At 66.2% G+C, this 15,736-nt stretch carries 15 protein-coding genes and 1 pseudogene; 4 read left to right on the forward strand and 12 right to left on the reverse strand.

Going from position 1 to position 15,736, the window contains the following annotated elements; all coding sequences use genetic code 11:
• Both AB0J47_RS16255 and AB0J47_RS16260 read right to left on the reverse strand, forming a co-directional pair.
• Nucleotides 1-309, reverse strand: a complete 309-nt coding sequence (locus AB0J47_RS16255; RefSeq protein ID WP_364346033.1) for a hypothetical protein — start codon at nt 307-309, stop codon at nt 1-3.
• 5 nt (nt 310-314) lie between these two features.
• The gene (locus AB0J47_RS16260; protein WP_364346035.1) at nt 315-953 is read right to left on the reverse strand and encodes an MspA family porin; all 639 of its coding nucleotides are present in this window, start codon (nt 951-953) and stop codon (nt 315-317) included.
• Between the two features lie 121 nt (nt 954-1,074).
• Here AB0J47_RS16260 and AB0J47_RS16265 point away from each other — a divergent pair, with 121 nt between their 5' ends.
• On the forward strand, nt 1,075-2,466 hold the full coding sequence (locus tag AB0J47_RS16265; RefSeq protein ID WP_364346037.1) for an amidase: 1,392 nt from the start codon (nt 1,075-1,077) through the stop codon (nt 2,464-2,466).
• A 1-nt stretch (nt 2,467) separates the two neighbouring features.
• Here the strand turns inward: AB0J47_RS16265 and AB0J47_RS16270 are convergent, their stop codons facing one another.
• The 3 genes and pseudogenes from AB0J47_RS16270 to AB0J47_RS16280 form a co-directional block, all read right to left on the reverse strand.
• Nucleotides 2,468-3,019 carry a DUF402 domain-containing protein gene (locus AB0J47_RS16270; protein ID WP_364346039.1) on the reverse strand — a complete coding sequence of 184 codons (552 nt, stop codon included), beginning with the start codon at nt 3,017-3,019 and terminating at the stop codon, nt 2,468-2,470.
• Between the two features lie 71 nt (nt 3,020-3,090).
• The gene (locus tag AB0J47_RS16275) at nt 3,091-3,291 is read right to left on the reverse strand and encodes a DUF6183 family protein (RefSeq protein WP_364346041.1); all 201 of its coding nucleotides are present in this window, start codon (nt 3,289-3,291) and stop codon (nt 3,091-3,093) included.
• A 32-nt stretch (nt 3,292-3,323) separates the two neighbouring features.
• Nucleotides 3,324-3,851, reverse strand: a pseudogene (locus tag AB0J47_RS16280) (DUF6183 family protein); the annotation flags it as partial.
• Between AB0J47_RS16280 and AB0J47_RS16285 the strand changes: the two are divergent.
• A complete protein-coding gene (locus tag AB0J47_RS16285) occupies nt 3,745-4,176 on the forward strand; it encodes a hypothetical protein (RefSeq protein ID WP_364346043.1) in 432 nt (143 codons plus the stop codon). The pseudogene AB0J47_RS16280 and the gene AB0J47_RS16285 overlap by 107 nt on opposite strands.
• 77 nt (nt 4,177-4,253) lie before the next feature.
• Here AB0J47_RS16285 and AB0J47_RS16290 read toward each other — a convergent pair whose 3' ends face one another.
• The 4 genes from AB0J47_RS16290 to AB0J47_RS16305 form a co-directional block, all read right to left on the reverse strand.
• Nucleotides 4,254-5,132 (reverse strand): hypothetical protein, encoded by an 879-nt coding sequence (locus AB0J47_RS16290; RefSeq protein ID WP_364346045.1) that lies wholly within the window; start codon nt 5,130-5,132, stop codon nt 4,254-4,256.
• A 397-nt stretch (nt 5,133-5,529) separates the two neighbouring features.
• Nucleotides 5,530-6,738 (reverse strand): site-specific integrase, encoded by a 1,209-nt coding sequence (locus AB0J47_RS16295; protein WP_364346047.1) that lies wholly within the window; start codon nt 6,736-6,738, stop codon nt 5,530-5,532.
• An 84-nt stretch (nt 6,739-6,822) separates the two neighbouring features.
• Nucleotides 6,823-7,599 carry an iron export ABC transporter permease subunit FetB gene (gene fetB / locus AB0J47_RS16300; protein ID WP_364346049.1) on the reverse strand — a complete coding sequence of 259 codons (777 nt, stop codon included), beginning with the start codon at nt 7,597-7,599 and terminating at the stop codon, nt 6,823-6,825.
• The gene (locus AB0J47_RS16305) at nt 7,596-8,243 is read right to left on the reverse strand and encodes an ATP-binding cassette domain-containing protein (RefSeq protein WP_364346051.1); all 648 of its coding nucleotides are present in this window, start codon (nt 8,241-8,243) and stop codon (nt 7,596-7,598) included. The genes fetB and AB0J47_RS16305 overlap by 4 nt, the downstream gene beginning before the upstream one ends.
• Nucleotides 8,244-8,344: 101 nt before the next feature.
• On the opposite strand from AB0J47_RS16305, the gene sigJ reads away from it, so the two are divergent.
• Complete coding sequence (sigJ, locus tag AB0J47_RS16310) at nt 8,345-9,289, forward strand: RNA polymerase sigma factor SigJ (protein ID WP_364346053.1); 945 nt, start codon at nt 8,345-8,347, stop codon at nt 9,287-9,289.
• A gap of 81 nt (nt 9,290-9,370) precedes the next feature.
• On the forward strand, nt 9,371-10,549 hold the full coding sequence (locus AB0J47_RS16315) for an FAD-dependent oxidoreductase (RefSeq protein WP_364346055.1): 1,179 nt from the start codon (nt 9,371-9,373) through the stop codon (nt 10,547-10,549).
• A 194-nt stretch (nt 10,550-10,743) separates the two neighbouring features.
• On the opposite strand, the gene rox is transcribed toward AB0J47_RS16315, so the two are convergent.
• The 3 genes from rox to AB0J47_RS16330 form a co-directional block, all read right to left on the reverse strand.
• Nucleotides 10,744-12,171 carry a rifampin monooxygenase gene (gene rox / locus AB0J47_RS16320; RefSeq protein WP_364346057.1) on the reverse strand — a complete coding sequence of 476 codons (1,428 nt, stop codon included), beginning with the start codon at nt 12,169-12,171 and terminating at the stop codon, nt 10,744-10,746.
• Nucleotides 12,172-12,735: 564 nt separating this feature from the next.
• Nucleotides 12,736-14,244 (reverse strand): carboxylesterase family protein, encoded by a 1,509-nt coding sequence (locus tag AB0J47_RS16325; protein ID WP_364346059.1) that lies wholly within the window; start codon nt 14,242-14,244, stop codon nt 12,736-12,738.
• A gap of 414 nt (nt 14,245-14,658) precedes the next feature.
• Nucleotides 14,659-15,639, reverse strand: a complete 981-nt coding sequence (locus AB0J47_RS16330) for an aldo/keto reductase (protein WP_364346061.1) — start codon at nt 15,637-15,639, stop codon at nt 14,659-14,661.
• Nucleotides 15,640-15,736 lie beyond the last annotated feature (97 nt).

A 15,736-nucleotide genomic window follows, 5' to 3' on the forward strand; every position in this document is an offset into this window, starting at 1 on the left:
TCACTTCGTGGCAGGCACGATCGGCGCGCCCGGATGCGGGATCGGCGCTGGTGGGGTCAACGCGGCGGCAGGCGAGCTCTGCTTCGCGGGTGGAGGCGGCGCGGCCGGTGTGAGCAGCGGCGGTGCGGCCGGCCCGGGCACGATGACCCGAGACTTGTCGGGGGTCGGCTCGGTGCAGTCGGGGGCATCGGAATCGCCACAGGTGGCGGGCACGATCGGGGCCGCGTGGGTGACGGTCGAGAGTGCGCTCGTGGCGATCGCGAAGACTGCGGCCGTAACCAGGACGGCCCGGCGGGATGCGACGGACATGGCGATCACAACCAGATCGGATCGCCGTACACCGCGACCGAATTGTCGGCGGCATCGGTGGAAATGGTCGCGATCACATACGAGCGCAAGCTGACCGGGCCCATACAGGCATCGATCTTGATCTGCACCTGATCGGTGGTGATCGAACCATGCGGTCCGGCAAGGGCTTTGGTGCCGAACGGGATGGTGGTGATCGTGCCCGGTTTGAAGGTGGCCGATACGCTGGGCAGTGCCGCGGCCCCGACACCGACGCTCAGGCCGGGAGTCGGCGCGACCATCACATTGACATTCGGCCCGACCGACGCCGCCAGCCCGAGTGAGATGCCGTTGGAAACATCGATCTGGCAACCGATTTGGTAACCCAGCGTGAGTGTGCCCGAGTTGACCGATACACTGCCCGTGCCGGTGATATCGGCAGCCGCGCGCACGCTGACGAAGCCCTCTCGCGTGAAGGCGGTGTCGGCGAGGTCGGGAACTCGATCGAGGTTTTCCGCGGATTTGGTGACTGTCAGCTGCCAGCCGTCCTCGGTGGTGACCGTGCGGGACTGATCCTGCAGTGCGTCCGCCGAAGCCGATTGTGCTGGAACGAAACTCAGCACCCCTGCGGCCAGTAGGCATAGCGGGACGGCGGTCGAGCTATTCATATTGTCGGTCTCCTCGCTCACGTTGCAGTCGAACGATATCCGACGCCGGAGGGGACATCCGTCGACAGGTCGCTTGTCCAAAACGGTGCGTGGTCGCTATCGCGGCGCGCAGAATCCGGATATGCGATTCCATGCCTTCAGCGACGATGCGCTCGCCGACCACGATGCGGTGACGATTGCGAAACTGGTACGTCGAGGGGAGGTCGGCGTGGCCGAGGTCGCCGAGGCGGCGCGAGTGCGGGCCGCGCAGGTCGATCCGACTTTGCGTGCCCTTGTGGTTTCGGCGGAATCCGCGCTGTCGGCGGGTGATCCGGATGCGCCGCTGTTCGGTGTGCCGACGTATGTCAAGGACAACACCGCTGTGCGGGGGCTGCCGACCAATTACGGCACCGCGGCGTTCGTCGGGCGGCCCGCCGCGAACGACGGGCCGTATGCGAAACAGTTTCTGAGTACCGGGATGTCGGTGTTGGGCAAGAGTCGACTACCGGAGTTCGGTTTGAACGCGAGTACCGAATTCGCCGCGGCCGAACCGACACGCAATCCATGGCATACGGATTATTCGCCGGGCGCGTCATCGGGTGGTGCGGCGGCGCTGGTGGCCGCGGGTGTGGTGCCGATCGCGCACGGCAATGACGGTGGCGGCTCGATTCGGATTCCGGCCGCGTGTTGCGGTCTGGTCGGCTTGAAGCCGAGCCGAGGACGGCATGTCGATGGTCCACAGGCGCGTTCGATGCCGATCAATCTGGTCTCCGAAGGTGTGCTCACTCGATCGGTGCGCGATACCGCGACGTATTTCGCTGCGGCCGAACGGCATTGGCGCAATCCGAAGTTGCCGCCGGTCGGTCTGGTGGAGGGACCGGCACGGCGGCGGTTGCGGATCGGAGTGATCGCCGATTCCATCACCGGTACCGAAACCTGCCCGCAGACCCGCGCTGTAGTCGACGACACCGTCGCGCTGCTGGAGAAGATGGGGCATGAGGTAGTTCCGATCACCTTGCCGGTCTCGCAACGCTTCGTCGACGACTTCACCACCTACTGGGGGCTTTTGGCATTCCTGATCGAGGCCGGCGGGAAACTCGCGATCGATCCGCGGTTCCAGCCGGGCGATCTGGATGCGTTCACCCATGGACTCGCAGCGATGTATCGCAAGTCCATGGCGCGTACACCGGCCATCCTCTATCGCCTGTCGCAAGTGCGTCGCGCCTACGCGGGTATGTTCCGCGACCACGAACTGATTCTCTCGCCGGTCCTTGTTCACACCACTCCGCGACTCGGGCACCTTAGCCCGACCGTCGCCTTCGACGAACTCTTCGCCCGCCTGATCTCCTGGGTCGCCTTCACCCCGTTGAACAATGTCGCAGGCACGCCCGCGATCTCACTGCCCATGGGTGCCTCCAGCGAAGGTCTGCCGATCGGCATGCAATTCTCCGCCGCCCACGGCGACGAACGCACCCTGCTCGAAATCGCCTTCGCCCTCGAATCCGAACGCCCCTGGCGACGCATCCAGGACTGACCTACCCGGGAATCGCGCGCCAATCCTCGGCGAAGGGCCCGGCGCGGCGCGCGACCATGTCCAATGCCTCTGCACACGCGCCCTCGATCGCATGCTGCCACTGCTCGGGCACCAGCCCGAGCCGAATGGCGAGTGCGTATTCGTCCTGGTCCTTCCAGCGATAGCTCAGATCCGGTTCGACAATGAGATCCAGGTGCAGATCGCCGGTGTCGACACCGTCGGCGGACCGTGTGAACGGCAATTGGAAATTGACGTACCACCACAGGAATTTACTGTGCTCATCCCATGTCGGGACAATCGCAAAATAACGATCGGCGTACATGATCGCGACCCGCGTGGTTCGCTGCCACACCCACCTCCCCATCTCCCACTCTCGCCGGGCATACGCTTCCAGCAACCGCCCCCGCGCCCCCCGATCGCCTTCCCGCATGGACCTGATCCACAACTCCGGCCCCACCCCCTCGGTCCCCGGCGTCAACAACACCCGCAACTCGTCCCCCCGATCCACCACCACCCGCTGCGGCCACTCGGTAAACGGCCGCCCAAAGATCATGTCCCGCACGAGAATCGTTCGACCCACAGCGAAAGGCGTCACCGTACCAGCCTAGTCCGCCGCTTGGTGACTCAGTCGGTATCGGTGGCGGCGAGAACCGACAAACTGGTGCGCCCGGGGGCGAGGGCCACGAAGGCGATATCCCAGGCGACCCGTTCGAACCATCGGGTATCGGCCTCGAAGCGATACCATTCGCAGGAAATCGCTTGTCGCTCAACCGTGGCGGCGGATTCGAGTTCGTCGGCGCGGACAGTGCGGCAAGCGACTGCCACGCGGCGAGACGGCCGTAGGCTCCGTACACACCACGGTCGTATGCGCCACCGGAGGATGCGGCGCTGAACAGCACGCTCCACACTCGATCGACCAGGCACGGTTGCACCGACAGCGACGAAGTCGGGCGCCGACCGCGCAGACAATCCAGGTCGAGGGTCGCGAGCAGGGCCACGATGGCGTCGGTATCCGGCGGGGTGTCGAGGTCGAATGTTCGTACCTCGCTACGCCCATTGGCGGTCCCACAGGCCCTGCTGTTCACATCCAAGCAACAGCTTTCGCGTGCTCGCCGACATGATCTTCGGCGGTTGGTTTCCCGTGTGGGCTGTGGGATCGCGATATTCTCACCGTGTGCGATTTCGTCAGGGTGTGGGTGGGCGCACTCGTGGCGCGACGCGTCGGTATGCCGAGAACAGCCCGAGAGGACGCTGATGGCTTGGTCCCATGCTGGTGCAGTGCGAGCAGTCGCCGACCGGATACTCGCGCTACCTGAACCCTTCGATGTTGAAACGGTATCGGGGGCTTGTGCCGTCGAGCTGCACGAGATCGGATGCCCTAACATTCATATGCGTGATTTCGAGGGTTATCCACAGGTCGGCCCCTTCAAAGTAGTCACGTTGCGGGTGCCGCGATCCGCTTCTCCCACGTCGATTCGGCTGCTGGCGTTGACCACCCGGGCGGCCGCCGCGGTACATGAGGCCGAATTGCGGGAGTATTTCACGTTGTCCCGGCAGGACGTCGACATCAACCCGCACATACCACCGGAGGGAATGATTTCTTTCCGAGAAGTGATTGGCGACAGAACATTGTTTCTCCAATTCACCGCACGATCGAGAGCGCTCGCCGCCGTCGCCGTCCACGAAGACGTTCGGCCCTCGCCACAGTAGGGCTGGTGATGTGACCCTCGGTGCTCGGCTGCGACGCGGACCGGTTGCGACCCGCCCCACCGCCGCAAGACCGTGAATCACGACGGACCTTCCGAACCGTTTCGGTACTTGCGCTCCAAGGCGTCCAAGCCCATTTCTGTGAAATCTCTGTTGTAAATCTCCTCGTAGTAGGACCGGTAGTTCTGTCCCTCACCGCTTCTCGATTCATCCGCGTACCACCGGGCGCACTGGTGCCGCGCCTCGTCTCGGGTCAGCTCCCCCCGCATGTGCCGTTCGTAGATGTCCTCGTACTGGGCTCCGTATCTGCCGGAAACCCGAAGCCGGGGACCGCCTGCCTCGGCGATCTCGCGCGTGACCTGTGCTTCCACGAGCGCTGCTTCGCCCTCGTCTCGCAAGTGCTCGAAAACGCTCTCACGTACCCACATTTCACGCGACTGACCCTCGTATCGCACCGGCCTCGGCCGATACGCTGCCCGACGCGCGTGGCCCACCTCGTGAGCCAATGCTCTGACCACCGGGCCCGGATCGCCGTCGCGCATGCCATTGTCGAAGACGATTTCTCTGCGCTGGCGATTCGAATAGGCGCCACCACCGATGTCGTCATAACGAATCGTCCAGCCATCGCTCAGGATCTCGCGTACGTCGGCACTCAATGTTGGTGAGAGAGTGGTCAACTCGTCTACCTGGCTCCCGAGGCCGGTTCGTTCGGGTGCTGCTTCCGATGGATGTGGAATGCGAGGTATAGGTCCGGTCGCCTCGTTGTCGGGCTGAGAAAATTTGGGGCTGCGAATCTCCGCCGCACCGCGCCGGTCGCCCGATACGAAACGTTCGGACGCGTCGCGCAGCTCCCCGGCTCTGCCACGGTACTCTCGCTCAATAGCCTTGGCGCCGTTGACCATAGCGCTTCTAGTGGCGTGGAGCGCATCCCGCAGGATCCGCGCGACGCTATTGGTCATGCCCGCCCCGTTACTTCGTACATGCGGCTTCCCGACGCGAAAGCGGCCGCGGCTACGCTGCCACGCGACCGTCCTCGCGCACGCACGACCAGGATATCGCCGTCACCAGTGCCCCACACGACGAATCGTTCAGCCTGTCGTCGGTACGGCCGAACTTGTGGCGGGTGGTATTTCGCGCGATATCAATGACTTTCGCCGCAGCCCTGCCTCATGATTCGCGACTCCCGAATGACGCATGGCGGCGGCAATGCGTCGTACTGATCAGGTTATGCTTGCGGGCCGCCGCCACTGGCCGACGAGACGTTCTTCTACCGGTCCTGACCACCGACAGCTTCGGCCCGACCCCCTGAGCGCGACTTTTCGCGTCGCTGGACCCCATGTGCCGCCCCGACCAGCGCTAGAGGCCGAGTTTGGTGACGGCGTTGTCTTCCAATGGGTTTGCGGTGCGAATGTAGTTGTGGACAGTGCGTGGGTTGGACCAGCGGCCCTGGCGCATGATTTCGCGGTCGCTGGCCCCGCCGAGGGCGGCTTGGGTGGCGAACCCCGCGCGCAGTGAGTGTCCAGAGAAGAGGTCGGGGTCGAGGCCGGCGCGTGCGGCATAGCGTTTGACGAGTTCGGCTATGGCGCGCCCGGACATGGCGTCGGTGCCGATGCCGCCGTGGCGGGTGATGGTGGGAAACAGTGGGAGGGTGTCGTTTTCGGCGAGGGCGGTGCCCTGATAGCCGTGGCAGCGGTGGATCTCCGCAGGCGGCGAAGATGCGTCGGCGAGCCAGGCGCGCACATCACCGGGTGCGCGATGCACCTCGAGCAACTGGATCCAATCGGCGAAGGCGCAGACCGGACAGGTGTGCGGGCGCTGGCCACGGGGAAGTGCTACGCGCTGTTCGGCGATGCCGGTGGGGTCGGTTTTGGTAGTCGGAAGTTGCACGAGCAGTAGCGGTTCACCGGTGCCGTGGTCGAGATCGACTCGCACATCGGCGATCCGCAATCCGGCAAGTTCGCTGCGGCGCAAAGCGCCCGCGAATCCGACGAGCAATGCCAGCGCGTCGCGGCGACGCGCTGGCTCGGTCGGCCATCCCGACTCCGGCAACCCCGCGAGCAGTTGTTCGAGGGTGTGCAGCAGCACGGGGCGTTTGCGTTTGGGCTGCGTGCGACGGGTCCGGCGGATACCGCGCAAGGTCAGTCGAACGACATCGGACCGCGTGGGCGACGGTAATCCGTTGGCGGCGTGCACCGCCGCGATGGCCGCCGCCTTGCGCTCGAGCGTGGCCGCACTGAACGCCCACCGCTGCGCTCCGTCGTCACCGTGACGCAGCGCATCCGCCGCCGCTGCCAGATACACCGCGACATCGAGCGGATCCGCGGGCAGCGCCTGGCGCCCCTCCGCCGCACACCATCCGGCCCACGCGATCCAATCGGTTCGATACGCCCGCAAGGTATTCGCCGACTGTGACGCTTCGAGATACCGCCGCAACGCCCCGGCCTGCTCATCATCGAAACGCTCCCGCACCAACCGCAGCGCCACGGTATCGACCAGCACACTGCGCACTCCACGCCGCAACTCGGTGCGTACCGACTCCGGCACCGTGACCATCGCATCGCCCACCCGCTCGCTCCCATCCACCCGGCCCGGCTTTCGATGATCAAGACTATGCGTTCTGCGGGGATTTCCGAGCGGCCGCAACGCGCGTCAGTCGGGTAGTGGTACCAGTCGCTGCGCGTCGTCGAACAGATAGGACTCGGCGACACGCGCGGCGGTGAGCGCGGCAAGAGCGGTGGCCGCGAGCAACATGTACATGACCACGATCTGGTAGCGAATGGCGGTGAGGGGATCGACACCGGCGAGAATGAGGCCGGTCATGGCACCGGGCAGGCTGATCAGCCCGACGACCTTGGTCGCGTCGATCGTCGGAATCAGTGCGGTGCGCAGTGCGGACCTGCGATGCGGCAAAAACGCCTCGCGCGCCGAAAGACCCAGGCACAGGCGCGCTTCGATGGCGGGGCGCGCATTGCGGGCATCCTCGTGCAGTCGGCGCAGTGCGATACCGGTGGCTTGCATGGCGGCGGAGACGATCATGCCGCCGACCGGGACAACCACCCGGGCCTGCGTGGAGATCACACCGAGCAGAATGAGGGCGCCGAGCGTGATGGCAGATCCGGTGCCGACCCCGATGGTCGCGGCCCGGCGCGCTCGCGGCACACCTTTGCCACGTCGGCCCGCCACCTGCCCGGCGATCAGCACCATCAGGACCGCCCAGGCCAGCGCGCCCGCTAATCCGGTGTGCCGGAACAGGATCAGCAGAATAGCGCCGACCGCGACCAACTGGGCCGCGGCACGGGTTGCGGCGATGAGCAGTTCGCGGGTCAGATGCAGCCGCTGACGGTAGGCGATCGCGGCGGCCAGTGCGACGAGCACCAGCGAGGTCGCCACACCCGGCCAGCCGGGTACGGAAAGCTGTTGTGTCACTGGGGGTTCCGTTCGTCACCGGGGGACAGGCGCCCGTGTCGCAGTGTCCAGCTGTCGTCGGCCACCTCGGTGACGAATGCGGTGTCGTGGCTGACCAGAATGACACCGCCACCGGCCATGGTGTGTTCGCGAATGAGAGTCGCGACCGCAGCGGCGGATTCGGCGTCGAGGGCGGAGGTGGGTTCGTCGAGCAACAGCACCTCGGGTTCGACGGCCAGCGCCCGCGCCAGGCACACCCGCTGGGCTTGACCGCCGGACAGTTCGAGACAGCGCCGATCACGGAAGTCCGGTAAACCGACCCTGGCGAGCAGCGCATCGATGCGATCGGATGTGAGATCGGTGTGGCCGACCCGGATCTCATCGGCGACGATATCGGTCAGCAGCGTCGGTCGCTGTGGCACCAGCCCGATGCGCCGCCGCAGCTCTGGTGCGGGCAACTGGGTGATCGGGGTGTCATCGAGCAGTATTCGGCCGCTACTCGGCTCGTCGAGCCGGTTGAGCAGCCGCAGCAAAGTGGTCTTGCCGGTGCCGCTGGGCCCGACCACCGCCGTGCACCGAGCTTCCGGGAACGTCACGGCGAGATCGGTGAGTATCGACGTTTCGCCGTGGCTCACGCTGACCCGATCCAGACTGATGTTCGGCACCGTCCCACCATTCCTTATCCGCGTGAGTGTTTCCTGACGGGGCCGGAAAATCGGACGGGGCCGAGTGGACGTGTCCTGCGCACATGCCCGACCATGGGCGGATGTCACTCAGCACGCACGACGCCGATCTGTTCGAAAGCACCAGGGGCCGTCTGGAGGCGATCGCCTACCGGCTGCTGGGATCGGCCGGTGATGCCGAGGACGCGGTGCAGGAGGCATTCCTGCGTTGGCAGGCCGCCGACCGGGACTATGTCCAGACGCCCGAGGCGTGGCTGACCAAGGTGCTCACCAATCTGTGCCTCAACCAGCTCACCTCGGCGCGGGCCAGGCGGGAGACATATGTGGGCCAGTGGTTGCCCGAACCGGTGTTCACCGGAGACCGGATGCTCGGGCCGGCCGATACCGTCGAACAGCGTGAATCGGTGTCGATCGCGATGCTTACGCTGATGGAGCGGCTCTCGGCCAGGGAACGCGTGGTGTACGTGCTGCGGGAGGCATTCGGCTACGCGCACAACGATATTGCCGAAATGCTCGAAATCACCGAGGCGAATTGTCAGCAGATCTATCGGCGGGCCAAACAGCATCTGGCCACCGACCGGGCTCGCGTGCAGGTCGACGAGGTCGCCGCCCGCAAGATCGTCGAGGAGTTCCTCGCCGCGGCGGTCAGCGGTCGAACCGAGACACTGATCAGCCTGCTGACCCAAGACGCGATCAGCATCGGCGACGGCGGCGCCTTCATCCCGACACGCACCAGGCCGCTCATCGGTGCGGTGCGCGTTGCGCGGTTCCTGCGGCTGTCCATCAAGCCGACCGACGGCAAGCGGAACATGCTCGGCGGCAGGCCCGCCATATTTTCTGCGGTCGCCAATGGCGGGCCCGCCCTGGTGCTGGTGGTCGGTGACCGGGTCGTCGGCATCGTGTGCCTCGAGGTGACCGCCGACGGCATCTCGGCAATCCACGCCCAGGTCAACCCCGAAAAGCTTGAGCGCGCCACCCGTCGGTGGGCTAGCTCCGAACACGGAGCACCCGTTATCGAATCCTGGTGACCCACATCACAGTCCACTTCTGTCAGCATTCGGGCCGCTGTCCGGTTCAGGAAGCGAACCCACCGAGACAGGAGTAAGACCATGAAGCACCGCATCGTCGTCCTCGGAGCCGGATACGCCGGAGCCATTACCGCCGGACGCCTCGCCAAGCGGCTGCACCGTGACGACGTCGAGATCATCCTGATCAATGCCGACGCCGAATTCGTCGAACGAGTGCGCATGCACCAGCTCGCCAGCGGACAGGATCTCCCCGCTCGGCCGCTGCGCGAGGTCTTCGCGGGCACCGGCGTGCAGGTCCGGATCGCACGGGTCACCGCGGTCGATGTGGATCGCAAGACCGTCGACCTGACCGGCGAGAACATTGCCTACGACACCCTCGTGTACGCCCTCGGCAGCACCATCGCCGACTATGGCGTCCCCGGCGTCGCCGAGCACGCCTACAACGTGGCCGGCAAGCAGGCGGCGCTGCGGCTGCGGGCACGCCTGAACGAGTTGCGGGCGGGCGAGACCGCGCTGATCGTGGGCGGCGGTCTGACCAGCATCGAAGTGGCCGCCGAAATCGCCGAGGCACGCCCGGACCTCGCGGTCGCGATCGCCGCGCGCGGCGGCGTCGGTGACTGGCTCGACGAGAAGGCCCAGCGCTACCTGCGCGGAGCTTTCGAGCGGCTCGGCATCACCGTCCACGAGCACGCCGACGTCACGCGCGTCACTGCTAACGGCGTGATCACCGGGGCGGGTAGGGACATCCCGGCCCAAATGACCGTGTGGACAGCGGGTTTCACCGTGCACCCGATCGCGGCCGCGACGAATCTGGCGGTGTCCGATTCCGGGCGGATCGTGGTCGACGCCACCCTCCGCTCGGTTTCACATCCCGATGTGTACGCCGTCGGCGACGCCGCGCACGCCGAAGGGGTCGGCGGCAAACCACTGCGGATGGGTTGCGCCACCGCGACCCCGATGGCATGGCAGGGCGCCGACGTCATCGCAGCTCGCTTGACCGGCGGCAAGGTTCCCGACGCCCCGATCGGTTACGCCAGCCAATGCATCAGCCTCGGTCGCCGCGATGGCATCGTCCAGAAGGTGACGCCCGACGATCAGCCCACGTCCACAGTGATCACAGGCCGTATGGGCGCTCGCATCAAGGAACTCATCTGCGCGGCCGCGGCTTGGAGCGTCGTCCACCCGACCATGATGCTGCCCAGCCGTCGCCGCCACCTCATGGCAACCGGTGCCGCGGAGCACCAGTTCGTCACCCGGTGACGCGGCCACCCGAATGCAGTCCGAGCCCGAAGCCAGCGATCCGCACGACCACGGACCGGTGGCTTCGGTTGGCGGAGCGAATATAGTTGCGGCAGAGCTTCATTCGCGCGACAGCCGAGCTTCTGCGGCTGGTGCGCAGGCATCGGGGCCGGCGTGAACCGAGGGCTATGACGCCTGCGGGCCCAACTGTTCGCTCAGCTGACGGCAGCGCCGAACCACTTCGGCAGCACGCCGATCAGATCCTGCTGATCGCCACCGACCCACGCCACATGCCCGTCCGGCCGCAGCAGCACCGCGGGCACCGCCAGTTCCTCGCTGACATCGACGACGTGGTCGACCCGATCCGCCCAGCCTGCCACCGAGAGCTGGCCGGTCTGGTCGAGCAGCAGTCCACGGCCACTGCGCATCAACTCATAGAGGCGTCCCCGATTCAGCTTCACATCCCGCAGCCGTCGACCGAGCAATTCGTGCCCCGCGCCGAAGTCGTAGCGCACCCCGATCGCAATGATCTGCTCGAGCAGATACCGGTTCACCTCATCGAAGTCCATCAGTTTCGCCACCAGTCGGCGCGCTGCCCGAGCACCCGGCTCGAGCGACATCAGCTCCGTCTGCGCCCGGGTGTTCTCGAGCACGTCGGCGGCCACCGGACGGCGTTCGGTCTCGTAGCTGTCCAGCAGCCCCTGCGGCGCCCAGCCGTCGATCTCGGCGGCCAGTTTCCAGCCGAGATTGAATGCGTCCTGGATGCCGACGTTGAGGCCTTGCCCGCCCATCGGCGGATGGATGTGCGCCGCGTCGCCGGCCAGCAGCACCCGACCGACGCGGTATTGCTCGGCCAAGCGGGTGGCGTCACCGAAGCGCGAGAGCCAGCGCGCCGAATGTGCGCCGAAGTCGGTGCCGGCGAGCTCTCGGAACTGCTGTTTGAGCTCCTCCAGAGTCGGTGGGACCCGGGGGTTCTCGGCCACACCCGCGGCGGGCGCGACGAGACGGTACACCCCGTCTCCGAGGGGCGCGGCACCGAACCGCAGCTGGGTCTTGCGGACTTCGGCCACGACTGCGGCTATCTCCTCCGGCGGCGCGGTCAGCTCCACCTCGCCCAGTAGCGTCTCGATCCGGGTTGGCTCGCCGGGGAAGTCGACGCCGAGCTGTTTGCGCACCGTGCTGCGGCCGCCGTCGCAGCCGACGAGGTACCGCGAGCGCAATTGCGTGCCGTCGGCAAGTTCGACGCTCACCCCGTCATCGTCCTGACTCAGCCCGACCACTTCGCAGTTGCGGCGGATTTCGACGCCGAGTTCGGTGGCGCGCTCGATCAGCAGGCGCTCGGTGACGGTCTGCGGAATGGACAGCACGAACGGATACGTGGTGTCCAACCCTTCCGGTTGGGGTTTCACGATGCCCGCGAAGAAACCGCCGAGCGGGTACTGCTTCCCGAGCGCGAGGACCTTGTCCAACAGGCCGCGCTGATCCATCAATTCGACGCTGCGCGCATGCATGCCGAGCGCGCGCACAACCTTGGTGGGCTCCGCATCCTTCTCCACTACGAGCGCGTGCACGCCGCGCATGCGCAGCTCACTGGCCAACATCACGCCGGTCGGTCCGCCGCCGACCACAATCACATCGATCATCAAAACCCCTCACTCGACCAAGTTGCATTTCCCACCGGCGGTTCGACATCCCCGCGAGACCAGTACTCATTTCCGCAGGTACTGGCTTCGGCAGGAGATTCTGCAGCACGACCCGGGTCTTGCCGCAAGACCCCGGGTGCGCTATATGTTGAAAGGGGGCGAGGAGTGAATACCCGTTTCAGCCCTGGGTGACCACTCGGGTCGGGGTGGGCCGCAAGACGGAGGCGGTTGTCGCGGGAGTGGGGAAGGCGTCGGGATCCTGTCCGTAGTGGCGGACGCAGCGTTCGAACAGCGCGAGGTCGGGTTCGATCGTCGCGGTCGCGCGAATCTCCAGGGTCCGGCCGGTTCGGGGGCTACATCCAAGCCGTCCGCGCGATGCAGGCCGCGGTTTCGCCGACGTGCTGACCATGACCTTCCGCACCGCGAAACCCTCGGAAGCCCCCGCCGCACCCAGGCCTACGCCAGTTTCCTCGAACTCATCGCCCGCGCCCGAGTCGGGGCGAGTTTTCCCGGCCTCGATCGAGCTGGACGGCCGGACTGGGAACCCTTCTCCCGCTGGTTGTTTCAGCTCGTGAGGTCCAGGGTGTCGAACTGGTGGGCGGACCAGATGCGGCGCGAGGTCTCCTCGGGGTAGGGCTGGGTGGTTGGTTCGGCGTCGTAGACGCGGGTGGTTCGTGTCTGTGGATCGTAGGGTGCCCAGCCGGGTTTGCCAGTCGTCGCGAAGCGCACCCAGTCGGTGCGCATGTGGTGAGCGACGGGGGTGATTTCGTTCGCGGCGTTCGGATGGGCGCAGGGGTGGGCGCGCACCTCGTCGGGGCTGAGGGTGCCGAAGATGAGCAGGAAGTCCAGGGCGTGCGAGGCGCCCTGTTCGGAGTTGAAGCTCCAGGCCAGTTCGTAGAACCATACGGGTCCGCCACCGGCGTGCGCGGCGTCGGCGAGGTGCAGACTCGGCATCCGAAACAGCCAGTCGGAGTTGAGAACCTCGAATCGTTGCCCTGGTGTGGCGTCCGGGTAGGCGGTGCGATAGCGCCCGCTGCCATCTGTGCCGGGTGTGAGGTGGTCGAATGCTGCGGTTATGCGCGCATCGGTTGGCTCGCCGCCGGGCCGAGACGTGTAGAGCCGGTATTCGTCACGGGTGTGGCCGATGAGCAGGTCGATGTCGCGTGCGGCGCCGTCCACGAGCGCACGCCACGGTGCTCGCGGCAGAACCTCGGTGTCGACGACGGGGGAGAACGGTGTCGGCGTGAGCGCCATAGGACCCCAGATATCAACGAATTCCGGCATCTTCCGGATCACCGCGTCCGTCGCGTCGGTCAGTGCGCGCGGCGGGAAACGGGCCAAGTCGCGGATGGTGGCCTTGGCACCGAGTTGCACGGCGATGGTGGTGGAGATCGCGGCGGCGAGCCGTTCGGAGAAGTAGGTACCCGGCATGCTCTGACTGATCGCCCGTCGAAACAGCCCGGCTGCCGTCGGCATGACAAGCAGCGCGGCAATGCACGCTCCGCCAGCGGACTCGCCGAAAACGGTGACATTGGCTGGATCGCCACCGAACCGGGCGATATTGTCCTGAACCCATCGCAGCGCGGCGATCTGGTCGAGAATGCCGCGGTTGTGCGGGGCTCCGGTGATGTGGGCGAAGCCGTCCGCACCGACGCGATAGTTCATGCTGACCACCACCACACCGGACCGAGCGAGAGTCGCACCGTTCTGGTGCGGATTCGCGGAATTGTTCTCCAGGTATGTGCCTCCCTGGATCCACACCATCACCGGCAGCCTTACGGCGCCGAGGTCGGGTGACCAGACATTGAGCGTCAAACAGTCGGCGGAACCGTCCTCGACACTGCCGGACACCGACGACATCACCGAACCCGTATGGGCCACTTGAGGAACCGGTGGACCGAACTCCAGCGCGTCACGGACGCCATCCCACCGCTGCGCCGGAACAGGAGCGCCGAATCGACGTGCGCCGACCGGTGGCTCGGCATAGGGGATGCCCCGAAAGACCGCGACGTCGCTCTCCCACCTGCCACGCACAACTCCGGCGGCCGTACGGATTTCAGGTTCGAGACTCACTCTGGTACTCGCTTCCCTCGGTAGGTCATCTGCTGACTCATCAACTTGCCGACGAGTACGGGTAGCCCCTGCGCTACCTGACTCGTCGCTCAACCGCACCGGCGGCCACGAACACAACTACCCGTCAGTTTGCACCATCGACCGTGGATCCCATTGGCTCTCAACAGTATTCAGAAGCTAGGAATCTAGGTTCGGGTCGAAACCGGTGGAAGCAACGGCACCCGGTGTCGCGAGTCGCCACGCCCGGCCGTTCGTCAGCCGATATCGCCGCTCGCCCACGGGCGAAGTTTGTCGGATTGCGGACGGCCCAGCGGCGTTTGATCCGGTCACCTGCGATGATCCGCCAGTGAGTCAGTCCTTCTCCTGCGCGAACTCCGGGATCGCGGGCTGACCCGGGCGCAGCGACGCCGACGGTCAGCGGTCGATGGTGGCCATGTTCGCCTCGTCGTGGCGCTCACCTGCGGCCGGGGTGAGGTTGTTCAGGCGGTCGAGCTGAGCGGCGCTGAGTTCGATGGCGTCGGCGGCGGTGTTTTCTTCAACGCGCGAGACCCGCCGGGTTCCGGGGATGGGGGCGATGTCGTCGCCGCGGGTCAGCAGCCACGCCAGTGCGGTCTGCGCCGGGGTGGCGCCGACCTCGGCGCCGATGGCCTGTACTTCATCGACGATGCGCAGGTTGCGCTGGAAGTTCTCGCCGGTGAAGCGCGGGTTGGTCTTGCGCCAGTCGTCGTCGGCGAAGTCGTCGACGGTGCGGATCTGCCCGGTCAGCAGGCCATGGCCGAGAGGCGAGTAGGGCACGAACCCGATACCGAGCTGCCGCAGCAGCGGGAGGATTTCGGCCTCGATGTCGCGGGTCCACAGAGAGTATTCGGTCTGCAGTGCGGCCACCGGATGTACGGCATGCGCGCGGCGGATCGTCTCGGGGCCGGCCTCCGAGAGTCCGATGTGGCGCACCTTGCCTTCGGCGACCAGCTCGGCCAGCGCGCCGACAGTCTCCTCGATGGGCGTTTTCGGGTCGACGCGGTGCTGGTAGTAGAGGTCGATGTGGTCGGTGCCCAGCCGCAGCAGCGATCCTTCGACCGCGGCCTTCACGTTGCCGGCGCTACTGTCGATGACGCCGGGGCCGCCGCCGGCGTGGGAGACGAGACCGAACTTCGTCGCTACCACGACGTCGTCGCGCCGGCCCTTGATGGCCTTGCCGACGATTTTCTCGCTGTGGAAGGGGCCGTAGATCTCGGCGGTGTCGATGTGGGTGACCCCGAGGTCCAGGGCCCGGTGGATGGTGCGGATCGACTCGGCGTCGTCGAGCCCCCCTCCCGTGGTGTAGGTGCCGGCCATGGTCATGGCTCCCAGGCCGATGCGGGAGACATCGAGCCCACCCAGGGATACGTGCTTCATCAGGTTCTCCTTGTCATGACGGCCGTCAGGCCCGGTCGGTAGTCATGGTCGGTGCTGCTGCACCAGCTGGCGGACCGTGCTTCTCCGACAGCGCCGC

This window comes from Nocardia sp. NPDC049737 (assembly GCF_040674755.1).
GTDB lineage: Bacteria > Actinomycetota > Actinomycetes > Mycobacteriales > Mycobacteriaceae > Nocardia.